The 15,462-nt window shown below is 75.9% G+C and carries 3 protein-coding genes; all 3 read right to left on the bottom strand.

What is annotated here, in order from left to right; all coding sequences use genetic code 11:
- Positions 1-6,654: a type I polyketide synthase gene (locus C1N81_RS01785; protein WP_394425998.1), complete on the bottom strand. Its 6,654-nt coding sequence runs from the start codon at positions 6,652-6,654 to the stop codon at positions 1-3.
- A 7-nt stretch (positions 6,655-6,661) separates the two neighbouring features.
- Positions 6,662-12,241, bottom strand: a complete 5,580-nt coding sequence (locus tag C1N81_RS01780) for an SDR family NAD(P)-dependent oxidoreductase (RefSeq protein ID WP_394425996.1) — start codon at positions 12,239-12,241, stop codon at positions 6,662-6,664.
- Positions 12,242-12,318: 77 nt separating this feature from the next.
- Positions 12,319-15,390, bottom strand: a complete 3,072-nt coding sequence (locus C1N81_RS01775; RefSeq protein ID WP_394425994.1) for a type I polyketide synthase — start codon at positions 15,388-15,390, stop codon at positions 12,319-12,321.
- Positions 15,391-15,462 lie beyond the last annotated feature (72 nt).

Raw genomic sequence — 15,462 nt, 5'->3', positions numbered from 1 at the left:
TCACCTCTTCTCGTCCAGGGCCAGGTCGACCAGGGAATCCAGGTCCAGGTCGGACAGATCGTCGGCGGGTTCGCCGGGTTCGGCGTCCCCGGGGTCCCCGGCCGCGCCGGCCAGGGCGAGGACCGGTTCGAGCAGGCCCGCGGCGCGCAGCCGCTCGATCGGTACGGTGCGCAGGACTTCGCGGACGCGCGCCTCGTCGGCGGCCCCGTCCGTCTCCGATGCGGTGTCGGCGGCGCTGTTCCCCTCGCCCTCCGGGCGCAGCAGGCCGTAGAGGTGCTCGCCCAGTTCGCGCGGGGTCGGGTAGCTGAAGACGACGGTGGACGGCAGGCGCAGGCCGGTCTCGGCCGCCAGCAGGTTGCAGAGCTCGACGGCGGTCAGGGAGTCGAAGCCGAGCTGGGTGAACGCCTGGTCGGCGTCGACGCCCGCGCCCGAGCTGTGTCCGAGGACGACGGCGGCCCGGTCGCGGATCCGCTCCAGGACGGCCTCGCGCGCCTGCGGCCCGGGCAGGGCGGCCAGCTTGTCGACGAGCCCCGCCGGGCCGCCGCTCGGGGCGGTGGCGGTCGCGGCGCGGCGGGGGCGGGCCGCCTCGACGAGGTCGCGCAGGAGCGGCGGCACCTCGTCGGCGGGCCTGCCGCGCAGCGCGGCGAGGTCGATGCGGGCGGGCACGAGGACGGCCTTGTTCTCGGCGACCGCCGCGTCGAACAGGGCGAGGGCCTCGGCGGTCGGCATCGCGGCGATGCCCGCGCGGCGCAGCCGGGAGAGGTCGGCGCGGTGGAGTTCGCCGGTCATGCCGCTGCTCTCCTCCCACCAGCCCCAGCACAGGGAGGTGGCGGGCAGGCCCTCGGCCCTGCGCCGGGCGGCGAGGCCGTCGAGGAAGGTGTTGGCGGCGGCGTAGTTGGCCTGTCCCGCGTTGCCGGTCTGGCCGGCGAAGGCGGAGAACTCGACGAACGCCGACAGGGGCCGCCCGCGGGTGAGTTCGTGCAGGTGGTGGGCGCCGCCGGCCTTGGCGTCGAGGACGTGGTCGACGCTCTTGGCGGTCAGCGACTCCACGGTGCCGTCGGCGAGGGCGCCCGCGGCGTGCACGACGGCGGTCAGCGGGTCGCGGCCCGGCAGATCGGCGAGGAGCGCGGCCACGGCGTCGCGGTCCGCCACGTCGCAGGCCACGACGTGTACGTGCGCCCCGGCGGCCTCCAGTGCGGCGACGAGGTCGGGGGCGCCCTCGGCGGCCGGTCCGCCGCGGCTGGCGAGGACCAGGCTGCGTACGCCGTGTCCGGTGACGAGGTGGCGGGCGACGAGGGAGCCCACTCCCCCGGTGCCGCCCGTGACGAGCACGGTGCCGCCGCCGAAGGGGTCGCCCACCTCCAGGACGAGCTTGCCGATGTGGCGGCCCTGGCTCATCTCGCGGAAGGTGCGGCGGGCGTCGCGGATCGGGGTCAGGGTGATCGGGCCCCGGTGGATCCGGCCGTCCGCGAACAGCTCCATGACGGCGCGGAACATGTCCTGGAGGGCGTCGGGTCCGGCTTCCCAGAGGTCGAACGCCTCGTAGTGGACGCCGGGGTGGGCCGCGGCGACCGTCTCGGGCTCGCGGATGTCCGTCTTGCCCATCTCGGCGAAGTGCCCGCCGCCCGGCAGCAGCGTCAGGGAGGCGTCGACGAACTCGTGGGCCAGGGAGTTGAGGACGACGTCCACGCCCCGGCCGTCGGTGGCGCGCAGGAACTTCCCGGCGAACTCCAGGTCGCGGGAGGACGCCAGGTGGTCGTCGTCGATGCCGAGGGCGCGCAGGGCGGGCCACTTGGCCTCGCTGGCGGTGGCGTAGATCTCGGCGCCGACGTGCTGCGCGAGCTGTACGGCGGCCATGCCGACGCCGCCCGCCGCCGCGTGGATGAGGACCCGCTGCCCCTTCTTGAGCCGGGCGACGCGCAGCAGCCCGTGGTAGGCGGTGAGGAAGGTGCACGGCACGGAGGCCGCCTCGGCGAGGCTCCAGCCGTCGGGGACGGGTACGAGCATGCGGCGGTCGGCGACGGCGGTGCGGCCGAAGGCGCCGGTGAAGATGCCGGTGACGCGGTCGCCGGGGGCGAGGTCGGTGACGTCGTCGGCGACGGCGAGGACGGTTCCCGCGCCCTCGCTGCCGAGCCCCGCGTCGAACGCGGTCCTGCTGACGAGGCCGAGGGCGATGGTGACGTCGCGGAAGTTGAGCCCGGCGGCCTGGACGGCGATGCGGACCTGGCCGCTGGTCAGGGGTGCGTCGACCTCGGGGCACGGCACCCAGGTCAGGTTCTCGACGGTGCCCCGCTCCGGGATGCCGAGGCGGTGGCCGGGGGGCGGCTCCGGGAGGCGGTGCTCGTCGGGCGCGGCGGCGGCGAGCCGGGGCACCAGCAACGACCCTTCGCGCAGGGCGAGTTGCGCCTCGTCGCCGCCGAGCGCGTCGGCGATGGACGCCCAGGAGGCGTCGGTGTCGTCGAGGTCCAGGAGCCGGAACCGGCCGGGGTGCTCGCTCTGCGCCGAGCGGACCAGGCCCCACACGGACGCGCCGGGCAGCGACTCGACGCGGTTCCGCGCGTCCGCGCCGACGGCGAGGCGGGTGACGACCGCGAGGGTGGACCCGGCGAGGCGGGCGTCGGCGAGGAACTGCTGGAGCAGGTCCAGGACGCGTTTGTCGGCGTCGCGGGTGGCGGCGAGCGGATCGGTGGCCGCGCCTTCGGCGACGAGGTCGTCCAGGCACAGGGCGATGTGCGCGGGCGGCTGCTGTGCGGCCAGGAGCGCGTCGAGGGACGGGTGCAGCGTGGTGTCGCCGCCCCGCGCCGTGCGCAGCCGGGCGGCCGGGCCGTCCGGCGCGCCGAGCACGGCCCACGCCTGGCGTGCGGCGCGCGGTGCCGTCTCCTTCAGGGGCCGCCAGCGCACCTCGTACAGCGGTTGGCGTGCGGCGCCGCGCGCGGAGTGCACCTGCTGGGCGCCGGCCGGGCGGAACGCCAGTGCGCCGATGGCGGCGACGGCGCGGCCCCGCTCGTCGGCGACGGTCAGCGCGACCGTCTCCTCGCCCGCCGCGGTGAGGCGGACCCGGACGGTCGCGGCGCCGGGCCCGGCCAGTTCGACGCCGGACCAGGAGAACGGCATCACGCTGCGCTCACCGCTCACCTCGACGACGCCGCCCGCGATCGCCGTGTGCAGGACGGTGTCGAGGAGCGCGGGGTGCAGGGCGAACTTCTCGGCGGCGACGCCGTCGGCGGTGTCGGGCAAGGTGGCGAGGGCGAACAGGTCGTCGCCCCGGCGCCACACCTCGCGCAGGCCGCGGAAGCCGGGCCCGTAGTCGAAGCCCGCCTCGGTGAACGTGTCGTAGAGGGAGCCGATGTCGATGCGCCGGGCGCCCGCGGGCGGCCAGGAGGCCAGGGCGCGCGCGGTGTCGGCGAGTTCGGGGGCCGGGTCTCCGGCGGGCAGCACCGTGCCCATCGCGTGCCGGGTCCAGCCTCGCTCCGCCTCTTCGTCGGCGGGGCGGGAGTAGACGTCCAGGGTGCGGCGGCCGTCGTCGTCCGCCGCGCCGACGACGACGCGGATCCGCACGTCGCCGGAGTCGGGCAGGATCAGCGGCACTTCGAGGGTCAGCTGTTCCACCGCGCCGCATCCGACGTGGGCGGCGGCCGACAGCGCGAGGTCCAGCTGCGCGGTGGCCGGGACGACGACGGCGCCGAACGCGGTGTGGTCGGCCAGCCAGCCGTGGGTGCGCAGCGACCACTGGGCCGTGAAGACGCTCTCGCCGCTGCCGGGGAGGTCCACGACGGCGCCGAGCAGCGGATGCCCGGCGGCGGTCAGCCCGGCGGCGGCGACGTCGGCCGTCCGCGCGGCGGCCTGGAAGTCCAGCCAGTAGCGCTGGTGCTGGAAGGCGTACGTCGGCAGGTCGACCCGGCGGCGGGTGCCGAACAGGGCGGCCCAGTCGACGGGGGCGCCGTGGACGTGCAGTCCGCCGAGCGCGGCGAGCAGCGCCTGCGGGCCGGGGCGGCCCCTGCGCGATGCCGACACGACGACCGTGTCGTGCGCGCCCTGCCCGGCGAACGTCTCCTTGATGATGCTCGCGAGCGTCGCGCCCGGACCGACCTCGACGAAGACGCCCGCTCCGGCGGCGCGGGCCGCCTCCACGGCCTCGTGGAAGCGCACGGGCGCGCGGACGTGGTCCACCCAGTAGGCGGCTGAGGTCAGCTCCCGCGCGGTGGCCTCGCGGCCGAGGCGGGTGGAGACGATCGGGACCGTCGCCTCGCGGTCGGCGGGCAGGTCGCCGAGCGCGTCGGCGAACGCGGCCAGGATCGGGTCCATGAGCGGCGAGTGGAAGGCGTGGTCGACCGGGAGGAGTTTCGCCTGCACCCCGTCGGCGGTGAACGCGTCGCGGAGCGCGTGGACCTGCTCGCGCAGGCCCGACACGACCACCGACCCGGGGCCGTTGACGGCGGCGACGCCGACCCGGTCGTAGGCGCCGATCACCTCCTCCACCCGCTCGTGCGGGGCGCGCACGGCCAGCATGGCGCCCTGCTCGGTGACCGTCTGCATCGTGCGGCCGCGCGCGGCGACCAGGCGGACGGCGGTGTCCAGGTCGAGGACCCCGGACACGTGGGCCGCCGCGATCTCGCCGACGGAGTGGCCGATCAGGCGGTCGGGGCGCGGTGCGTACCGGGTGATCAGCCGGTAGAGGGCGACCTGGAGGGCGAAGAGCGCGGCCTGCGCCATGTCCGTGCGCTCGCGCCGGGTGGCCTCGTCGACCCAGTCGGCGTCGCCCTCCTCGGCGAGGAGCAGCGGCTTCAGCGCGAACGGCAGCTCGGCGTCGAGGCGGGCGCAGGTCTCGTCGAGGCTCCGCGCGAACACCGGGTAGGCGTCGTACAGCTCCCGGGCCACGCCCGTCCACTGGGTGCCCTGGCCGGGGAACAGGAAGACGGTGGAGCCGCGTTCGCCGACGGTGCCGTGCACCACCGCCGGGGACTCCTCGCCCTCGCTCAGGGCGGTGAGCGCGCTCAGCAGCTCGTCGCGGTCCCGGCCGACGACGACGGCGCGGTGCTCGAACGGGGCCCTGCCCGCCACCAGCGACCAGCCGAGGTCGGTGAGGTCCTGGCCGGGGCCGGGGCCGGTGGCGGTGGCGGTGGCAGTGCTGGTGGCGGCGAAGTCGCGCAGCTTGCGGGCCTGCGCCTCGAGCGCCCGGCGCGAGCGCGCGGACAGCACCCAGGGCACGGCGTCACCGCCGCCGTACGGGATGTCCTGCGCGCCGGACGGCCCGCCGTCCTCCTGCGCGGGCGGCTCCTCCAGGATCACGTGGGCGTTGGTGCCGCTGACGCCGAACGCGGAGACGGCCGCGCGGCGCGGCCGGTCCTCGGGGGTGGTCCAGTCGCGGGCCTCGGTGAGCAGCTCGACCGCCCCCGACTCCCAGTCGACGTGCGACGAGGGGCTGTCCACGTGCAGGGTCTTCGGCAGCACACCGTGGCGCATCGCCATGACCATCTTGATGACGCCGCCGACGCCCGCGGCCGCCTGCGTGTGCCCGGTGTTCGACTTCAGGGAGCCGAGCCACAGCGGGTCGCCGCCCGCCCGCTCCTGGCCGTAGGTGGCGAGCAGGGCGCCCGCCTCGATGGGGTCGCCGAGCGTGGTGCCGGTGCCGTGCGCCTCCACCGCGTCCACGTCGCCCGCCCGGAGACGGGCGTCGGCGAGCGCGGCGCGGATGACGCGCTGCTGGGCGGGGCCGCTCGGGGCGGTCAGGCCGTTGGAGGCGCCGTCCTGGTTGACGGCGCTGCCCCGGATCACCGCCCACACCTGGTGGCCGTTGCGCCGCGCGTCCGAGAGCCGCTCCAGGACGAGGACGCCGACGCCCTCGGAGAAGCCGGTGCCGTCCGCCGCGTCGGCGAACGCCCTGCACCGCCCGTCCTCCGAGAGGCCGCCGAGGGTGGACATCTCGCGGAAGACCTGCGGCGTCCCCATGACGGTGACGCCGCCGGCGAGCGCGAGACCGCACTCGCCCTGCCGCAGCGAACGCACCGCCTGATGCACCGTCACCAGGGAGGAGGAGCACGCCGTGTCCGTCGAGACGGCCGGGCCCTGGAGGCCGAGGGCGTACGCGACCCGGCCGGACGCCACGCTCAGCAGCGCGCCGGTCTGGGCGTAGCCCGCGATGGCGTCGGGGGTGTCGAAGTGGTTGCCGTACCCGAAGTAGGCGATGCCCGCGAAGACGCCGGTGTCGCTGCCCAGCAGGGACCGCGGGTCGATGTGCGCGCGCTCCAGCGCCTCCCACGACGTCTCCAGGAGCAGCCGGTGCTGCGGGTCGGCGGAGAGCGCCTCGCGCGGGCTGAGCCCGAAGAACTCGGCGTCGAAGTCGCCCGCGTCGTACAGGAATCCGCCCGAGCGGGTGGCGGAGCTGCCGCCCTGCCCCGTCGTGCCGTGCAGGTCCGCCAGGTCCCAGCCCCGGTCGTCGGGGAAGTCGGACACGACGTCCGCGCCGTCGCGCACCAGCTCCCACAGCTGCTCGGGGGAGCCGACCCCGCCCGGGTAGCGGCAGGCGACGCCCACGATCGCGATCGGCTCGGCGGCGGCGTCGGTCAGCTCCTTCAGGCGCTTGCGCGTCTCAAGGAGCTCGATCGATGTCCGCTTGAGGTAGTCGAGGACCTCGGCATTGTTGTCGTTTGTCATGGCTCCCCTAGCCGAGCTCTTTGTCCAGCAGCGCGAGGAGGTCCCCCGCGGAGGCCGAACTGATCTGGTCGACGACGGTGGTGGGCGCTTGGTCGCCCGCCAGCGAACGGACGCGGCCCTGCAACTCGCCGAGCAGCGTGGAAATGGTCGTGCGCTCGTCCTGGGCGAGTCGGGCGAACGCCCCTTCGAGCCGGGCGCCGAGCCCTTCGATCTCCTTGACGAGGTGCTCCGCCGGGGCCTCCGTGCCGGGGTCGGCGACGGCTTCCGCGTCGGGGCGCCGGGTGAGGCGCTCGGCGAGGAGTCCGGCGACGGCGGCCGGGTTCGGGTGGTCGAAGACGAGCGTGGCGGGCAGTTTCAGGCCGGTCGCCGCCGTCAGCCTCTTGCGCAGTTCGAGCGCGGTGAGCGAGTCGACGCCGAGCTTCCTGAAGGGTTCGGTGGCGCTGACGCGCGCGGCCTCGGCGTGGCCGAGGACGAGCGCGGTCTGGGTGCGCACGGTCTCCAGGAGCAGCGCCTGCGCCTCCTCGGGCGACAGCGACGTCAGCTGTTCGCTGAGCGCGGCGCCGGTGGGCTTCGCGTCGGCCGTCCCGCCGGGCGCGGCGGACGCGGCGGACGAGGCGGCCAGGGCGCGCAGCAGCGGCGAGGCCATGTCGCCGGGCGCCGTGAGGTCGAGGCGGACCGGCACCACGACCGGGTCGCCCGCCGTGACGGCCGCGTCGAAGAGCGCGAGCCCTTCCGCCGAGGCCAGCGGGCGCAGGCCCTGGCGCCGCATCCGGGCGATGTCCGCGGCGCCGAGGTCGGCGCTCATCTCGCTGCGCTCGGCCCAGAAGCCCCAGCACATCGAGGTGGCGGGCAGCCCCTCGGCGCGGCGCGCCTCGGCCAGTGCGTCGAGGAAGGCGTTGGCCGCCGCGTAGTTGGCCTGGCCCGCGGTGCCGAAGACGCCCGCGATCGAGGAGTACAGGACGAACGCGGTGAGCTCCAGGTCCTTCGTCAGCTCGTGCAGGTGCCAGGCGCCGCGCACCTTCGGGGCGAGGACCGCGTCGACGCGCTCCTCGGTCATGGCCTCGACGACGCCGTCGTCGAGCATCCCCGCACAGTGCACGACCGCCGTCAGCGGGTGCTCGCCGGGTACGGCGGCGAGCAGGGCGGCCACGGCGTCGCGGTCCGTCGTGTCGCAGGCGACGATCTCGACCCTGGCGCCGGCCGCCGTCAGCTCCTCGCGCAGCGCCGCCGCCGCGGGGGCGTCCGGGCCGCGCCTGCTGCTGAGCACGAGGCTGCGCACGTCGTGCCGGGCGACGAGGTGCCGGGCGAGCATCGCGCCGAGGCCGCTGGTGCCGCCGGTGATCAGTACGGAGCCGGTGCCGAACTCGGGCGCCTCGTGCGCGGGCCGGGTGGCGGCGGGTGCGAGGCGCGGCGCGCTCAGGGCGCCGGAGCCGATCCTGAGCTGCGCGTCGCCGGTGGCGGCGGCCGCCGGGACGAGGGCGAGCGAGGCTTCCTGCCCGTCGGTGTCGATGAGGGTGAGGCGGCCCGGGTGCTCGGTCTGGGCGGACCGTACGAAGCCCCAGACGGCTGCCGCGGCGGGGTCGGGACGGCGGCCCGCGGCGTCGTAGTGGAGGGCGTTCCCGGTGACGAGGGCGAGGCGCGATCCGGCGAACCGCTCGTCGGTCAGCCAGCGCCGGGTCAGGCCGAGGACGCCGTGGAGCGTGCGCTCGACGGTGCCGGGGACGTCGCCGCCGAGCGGCCCTTCGCCCGCGAGCGCGCTGTCGACGTACGCGAGGACGACCGGGGGCAACTCCCGTTGGCTGGCCGCGAGTTCGTCGAGGTCCTGGTGAGTGTCCGCGCCTTGCGGGGCCGTGCCCGGTGCGCCCAGGACCGCGAACGGCGCCCCGGTTCCACCGTCCGGCGTCGGTACGGGGGCCCAGTCCACGCGGAACAGGGCGTCCTGCCGGTCGAAGCTCAGCTCGGCCAGCTGTGCCACGTCGGCCGGGGCCAGGGTCAGCGCCTCGATGGAGCCGACCGGCGCGCCGTCCTGGTCCGCGAGCGTCACCGACAGGGTGCGGTCGCCCGCGGGGGCGAGGCGGACGCGCAGCGCCGACGCCCGCCCGGGGCCGATGCGCAGGCCGGTGCAGCGCCGCGGCAGCCAGCCGCCGGCCCGGCCGGGGTCGACGAAGGCGCCGAGCCCGAGCGGCAGGAGCGCTGCGTGCAGCAGCGCCGGGTGGAGCCGGAAGCGGCTCTGGTCCGTGCCGTGCCCGTCGGGGAGTTCGACCTCCGCGTACAGGGTCTCGCCGCGCCGCCACACCTGCGTGAGGCCGCGCAGCTGCGGGCCGTGGGCGAAGCCGAGGGCGGCGAGCCGGGTGTACTCGTCCTCGAAGGGCACGAGGTCCGCGCCCGGGGGCGGCCAGGCGGTGAGGCCCTCGGCGGCGGGGGCGGTCGTGGTGGCGGTGCCGACGGCGTTGCGGGTCCACGTGCTCTCGCCCTCGGCGCGCGAGTGCACGGTGAGGGTGTGCCCGGCGTCGACGGCGACCCGCAGTTCGCGCTCGGCGGTGCGGGAGAGGACGAGGGGTGTCTCCAGGGTGAGTTCGCCGACGGTGTCGCGTCCGGCGCGGTGCGCGGCCCAGGCGGCGAGTTCCGCGAGGACGCCCGGCGGCAGGAGGACGGCGCCGTGGACGACGTGTTCGCCGAGCCACGGGTGGCGTTCGAGGGAGAGGCGGCCACTGGCGACGACGCCGCCGGAGCCGTCCGGGCCTTCGCCGGGCAGGTCGATCACGGCGTCGAGGAGCGGGTGGTCCGAGGTGCGGGCGGCGGTGGTCTCCTCGGGGGTGTCGATCCAGTAGCGGCGGCGCTGGAAGGGGTAGGTGGGCAGGGCGACCGGCTCGGCCGCCTCGTTGTCGCGCGGTGCGAACACCTGCCGCCAGGCCACGTCCAGGCCCGCCACGAACGCCTCGGCGGCCGACTCGTGGACGCGGGTGAGTCCGCCCGCGTCGCGGCGCAGCGTGCCCACCGCGAGACCGGTGGCGCCGGGGGTCTCGTCGTACATCTCCTGGATGTTCATGACGAGCAGCGGGTGCGGGCTGACCTCGACGGCGACGCTGTCGCGCTCCCGCTCGACCAGGCGGCCCATGGCGGTGCCGAACTGGACCGGTTCGCGCAGGTTGCGGTACCAGTAGCCGGCGTCGAGCGCGGCGGGGTCGATGACGTCGCCGGTCACGGTCGAGTAGATCGTCACCGGGGTCGGCCGCGGCGAGATCCGGCCCAGCTCCTGCTGGAGGCGGCCGTCGAAGCGGTCCATGAGCGGTGAGTGGCCGGGCACGCTGGACTTGATGGCGCGGGCGCGGGCGCCCTCGGCCTGGCAGGCGGCGACGAGTTCCTCGACCGCCGCGCTCTCGCCCGAGACCGTCGTCGCGTTCGGCCCGTTGACCGCGGCGATCCCGATCCGGGCCTCCTGGCCGGCCAGCATCTCCCGCACCCGCTCCTGCGGCAGCAGGATCCCGGCCATGGTGCCCTGCCCGGCGACGGTGGCGAGGAGCCGGGAGCGCAGGGCGACGATCTTGGCGGCGTCCTGGAGCGTGAGGGCGCCCGCCACGTAGGCGGCGGCGATCTCGCCCTGGGAGTGGCCGATCACCACGTCCGGGGTCACGCCGAGCGAGCGCCACACCTGGGCGAGGGAGACCATCACCGCGAACAGCGCGGGCTGGACGACGTCGATGTCCGCGAGGTCGGCCGCGTCGGGCCCGCCGCACACGGTGTCGATCAGCGGCCAGGAGATCCACGGCTCCAACGCGTCCGCGCAGGCGCGCAGTTGATCGGCGAACACCGGTGACGTCTCGTACAGTTCCCGGCCCATCGCGAGCCACTGGCCGCCCTGGCCGGGGAAGACGAACACGGTCTTGCCGAGCGTCCGGGCGGTGCCGGACACGGCGGCGGCGCCGGGTTCGTCACCCGCGGCGACGGCGGCAAGGGCGGCGAGCAGGTCCTCGCGGCCGGTGCCGATGACGACCTGGCGGTGGTCGAAGCGCGAGCGGGTCGTCACCAGGGCGTGCCCCACGGCGGCGGCGGGCACGTCCGGGTCGGCGGCCAGTGCGGCGTGCAGCCGCTCCGCCTGGTGGCGCAGCGCCTGTCCGGAGCGGGCGGACAGCACCCAGGGCACGGACGGGCCGCAGTCGGTGAGCAGGCGCGGGGCCTCCTCGGACGCCTGCGGGGCGGGGGCCTGTTCGAGGATGACGTGTGCGTTGGTGCCGCTGATGCCGAACCCGGAGACGCCCGCGCGGCGCGGCCGGTCCCCGGGGGTGGTCCAGTCGCGGGATTCGGTGAGCAGCTCGACGGCGCCCGACTCCCAGTCGACGTGCGAGGACGGGCGGTCCACGTGCAGGGTTCTGGGCAGCACACCGTGGCGCATCGCCATGACCATCTTGATGAGGCCGCCGACGCCCGCGGCCGCCTGCGTGTGGCCGAGGTTCGACTTCAGGGAGCCGAGCCACAGCGGGTCGCGGCCCTCGCGGTCCTGGCCGTAGGTGGCGAGCAGCGCCTCGGCCTCGATGGGGTCGCCGAGGCGGGTGCCGGTGCCGTGCGCCTCGACCGCGTCCACGTCGGTGACACCCAGGCCCGCGTCGGCGAGGGCGGCGCGGATGACGCGCTGCTGCGCCAGGCCGTTCGGCGCGCTCAGGCCGTTGGAGGCGCCGTCCTGGTTGACGGCGCTGCCCCGGATCACCGCCCACACCTGGTGGCCGTTGCGGCGGGCGTCCGAGAGCCGCTCCAGGACGAGGACGCCCGCGCCCTCGGAGAAGCCGGTGCCGTCCGCCGCGTCGGCGAACGCCTTGCACCGCCCGTCCTCCGACAGACCGCGCTGGCGGGCGAGTTCGACGAACATGCCGGGGGTCGGCAGCACGGAGACGCCGCCCGCGAGGGCCATCGTGCACTCGCCCGAGCGCAGCGACCGCACCGCCTGGTGGACGGCGACGAGCGAGGCCGAGCACGCGGTGTCCGTCGACACGGCAGGGCCGTGCAGGCCGAGCGTGTACGCGACCCTGCCGGAGGCCGCGCTGAGGTAGGTGCCGGTGAGCCGGAAGCCCTCCACCTCACCGCCCGCGCTGCCGCCGAGCCGCGGGCCGTAGTCGACGTCGTACAGGCCGGTGAACACGCCGGTCTGTGTGGAGCGCAGCGTCTCCGGGTCGATGCCCGCGCGCTCAAGGGCCTCCCAGGAGGTTTCGAGCATCAGCCGCTGCTGCGGGTCCATGGCCAGCGCCTCGCGGGGGCTGATGCCGAAGAACGACGCGTCGAAGTCGGCCAGGCCGTCGAGGAATCCGCCGGAGCGCGTGTACGTCTTCCCGGCCGCCTCGGGGTCCGGGTCGTAGAGCCCCTCCAGGTCCCAGCCGCGGTCGGCCGGGAAGCCGCCCATCGCGTCCACGCCGCCGGCGACGAGGTCCCAGAGCGCTTCGGGGGAGGTCGCGCCGCCCGGGAAGCGGCATCCCGCGCCGACGACGGCGATGGGCTCGCGTGCGGACTCCTCCAGCTCGCGCACCCGCTCGCGCAGCTCCTGCGCGTCGCCGACCGCGCGTCGCAGATAGGACCGGAGCTTGTCGACTTCCTCCACCAGGGCCTCCCTCAACGGAACACGTTGCATGTCAAAAAGTGCGGGCGCGGGCGCAGGGGGCCCGCTGCGGTCACGGCCTAGACGTAGCCGCGGTCGATCAGGGCGTAGAGGTCGTCGTCGCTGTGGTCCTCCAGGTCGGGGCCCGCCTCCGGCTCCGGCTCGCCGGGCGGCTGAGGGGCGAGGAGGGAGTGCAGGTGGAGGGCGAGTTCCTGGGCGGTGGGGCGGCTGAAGGCGACGGTCGCCGGAAGGCGCAGGCCCGCCGCCGCGTTGAGCCTGTTGCGCAGCTCCACCGCCATCGAGGAGTCGAAGCCGAGGGCCTTGAAGGTCTCGGCCGCCCGCGCCTGGAGGTCCGCCCCGGTCACCGCGGCGCCCTTGGCGCGCAGCAGGGCCGCCGTCTCGTCGCAGACGAGGGCGAGGACGGCGGCGGGCGTGGCGAGCTGCGCCGTGTCCGCGCCGGGCCGCGGTGCGTCGGCCGGTGCCTCGGTGGTGCCGGTGGTGCCGGACGCGGTCAGCCAGTACCGCTGCCGCTGGAACGGGTAGGTCGGCAGCGGGGTCCTGCCCGGCCGGGCCCCAGCGAACGTGGCCTTCCAGTTGACGGGCGCGCCGCGTACGTGGAGTTCGGCGAGGGACGCCACCACCTTGCCGAGGCTGCCGTCGTGCCGGGTGAGGGTGGAGACGACGGGCGGCGGGCTGGGCAGCGCGTCGGCGGCCTCCGCCATGGCGACCTGGAGGATGGGGTGCGGGTTGACCTCGACGAAGACGCCGCCGCGGGTCCGCATCAGCTGCTCCAGGGTCGCGCCGAAGCGGACCGGCTCGCGCAGGTTGTCGTACCAGTACGAGGCGTCCAGGCGGCGGGTGTCGAGCGGGCCCGCGGTGACCGTGGAGTGGAACTCGACGGCGGTCTCCAGCGGTGTGATGCCCTCGCCCGCCGCGAGGATCTCGTCCCGGATGCGTTCGACGTGCGGGGAGTGCGACGCGTACTCGACCTTGATCCGGCGCACCCGTACGCCGTCGTCGTCGGCGAGCACGGTGAACTCCTCGACGGCGGCGGGCTCTCCCGCGATCACCACGGCTTCCGGTCCGTTGACCACGGCCACGCTCAGCCGTCCCGGCCACCGGCTGAGGCGCTCCTCGACCCAGCTCAGGGGGGCGGCCACGGCGGTCATGGCGCCGTGTCCGGCCAGTGCGGACAGGGCGCGGCTGCGCAGCGCGATGACGCGGGCGGCGTCCTCGAGGCTCAGGGCGCCGGCCGCGCAGGCCGCGGCGATCTCGCCCTGCGAGTGGCCCATGACGACGTCGGGGACGACGCCGAGGGAGCGCCACAGCCGGGCCAGGGACACCATCATCGCGAAGAGGGCGGGCTGGCGTACGGCGTCCCCGTCGTCCAGCGAGGGGGCCGGTCCCGCGCCCGTCACCATGTTGAGCAGGCTCCAGTCCAGCCACGGGTCCAGGGCCTTCGCGCAGGCGTCGACGGCCTCGGCGAAGACCGGGGACTCCGCGTACAGGCGGCGTCCCATGCCGGTCCACTGCGAGCCCTGGCCGGGGAAGACGAACACGACGGGCCCCGTCGCGGCGTGCGCCGTGCCGCGTACCGCGCGGGCCGACGTGTCGCCCTGGGCGAGCAGGTCGAGTCCGGCGAGCGCCTCCGCCCGGTCCCCGGCGACGACGGCCGCGCGGTGCGCGAACGGGGTGCGCGCGGTGGCCAGCGCGTGTCCGACGGCGGCGGTGGACGGCTCGGGGTGGGCGGCGACGAAGTCCCGCAGACGGGCGGCCTGTTGGCGCAGGGCCGCGTCCGTGCGGGCCGACAGCACCCACGGGACGGCGGCGGGGTCCTGCGCGGGCTCGGCGGAGGTGGGCTGCGGGGCCTGTTCGAGGACGAGGTGGGCGTTGGTGCCGCCCATGCCGATCGAGGAGACCCCGGCGCGGCGCGGCCGTTCCGGTGTCCCGGTCCAGGGCCGCGCGGCCGTGAGGACCTCGAAGTCCTTGCCGAAGTCGGCCACGGCGGGGTTCGGGGTGCGGAAGTTGGGGGTGGGGACCAGTTGGCCGCGGTCCAGGCAGAGCACGGTCTTGACGAAGCCGGCCAGGCCCGCGGCGGGCTCCAGGTGGCCGACGTTCGCCTTCACCGAGCCGACGACGAGGGGGCGGGCGCGGCCGTGCTCGGCCCCCACCTGACGCAGCCCGGCCAGTTCGGCGGGGTCGCCGAGCCGGGTGCCGGTGCCGTGCGCCTCCACGTAGTCGACCGCGTCGAACGGGAGGTCCGCGTGGCGCAGCGCGGTCAGGACGGCCGACGCCTGGCCGGCGGGGCTCGGGTCGGGCATCCGGGACGAGGCGCCGCCGCTGCGCACGCCCCAGCCGCGCACCACGGCGTAGAGGTGGTCGCCGTCGGCGACGGCGAGGTCGAGCCGCTTGAGCAGGACGAACGCGCCGCCCTCGCCGCGCACGAAGCCACCCGCCCGCTCGTCGAAGGGGAAGCAGTGGCCGTCGGGCGAGAGGGCGCCGAGGTTGGCCAGGGCGGTGCCGGACTCGGGGTCCGTGATGAGGTGCACGCCGCCCGCGAGGGCCAGGTCGACGGCGCCGGAGCGGATGCGGTCGCAGGTCAGCGCGAGGGAGACCAGGGAGGAGGACTGGCCGGAGTCGGCGGCCAGGCTCATGCCGCGTACGTCGAAGAGGTGGGAGATGCGGTTGGCGATGAGGGCGCCGCTGGAGCCGAGGGCGGCGTAGTGGTCGTCCCTGTCGCTGCCGGTGCGGCCGCGCAGCCGGTCGTAGCCGGAGGGGGCGGCGCCGACGACGACGTCGATCTCCCGGCCGGCGAGCGCGGGCGCCGCGATGCCCGCGTCCTCGACCGCCTCCCAGGCGAGTTCGAGGCCGAGGCGCTGCACGGGGTCCATGGCGGCGGCCTCGGCGGCGGACACCCCGAAGAACTCGGCGTCGAAGGTGTCGACGGAGCCGAGGAAGGAGCCGGTGGTCAGGGTGGCGGCGTCCGGGTGGCCGGTGAGGTCGACCCGGGCGTCGGCCGCGCGGTCCGCGGGGAACCTGCCGACGGTCGATCCCCCGCCGGCCAGCAGACGCCAGAACTCGTCGGGGCCGTCCACACCGGGGAACCGGCACGACAGTCCGACGACCGCGATATCGGTGGCTGCGCCACTCATGTTGTGTCCTTCCGAATTCGGCCGGGTCCGCCGGTCCTGCCGGATCCCTCGGCGTGCGGCGCACGCGCCCGC

Source organism: Streptomyces sp. SGAir0957 (assembly GCF_043523415.1).
This window is presented reverse-complemented; position numbering and strand designations above follow the sequence as displayed.

Bases quoted from the DNA above. Each gene is read 5' to 3' on its own strand.
- C1N81_RS01785 (WP_394425998.1), bottom strand. From the start codon at position 6,654: ATGACAAACGACAACAATGCCGAGGTCCTCGACTACCTCAAGCGGACA.
- C1N81_RS01775 (WP_394425994.1), bottom strand. From the start codon at position 15,390: ATGAGTGGCGCAGCCACCGATATCGCGGTCGTCGGACTGTCGTGCCGG.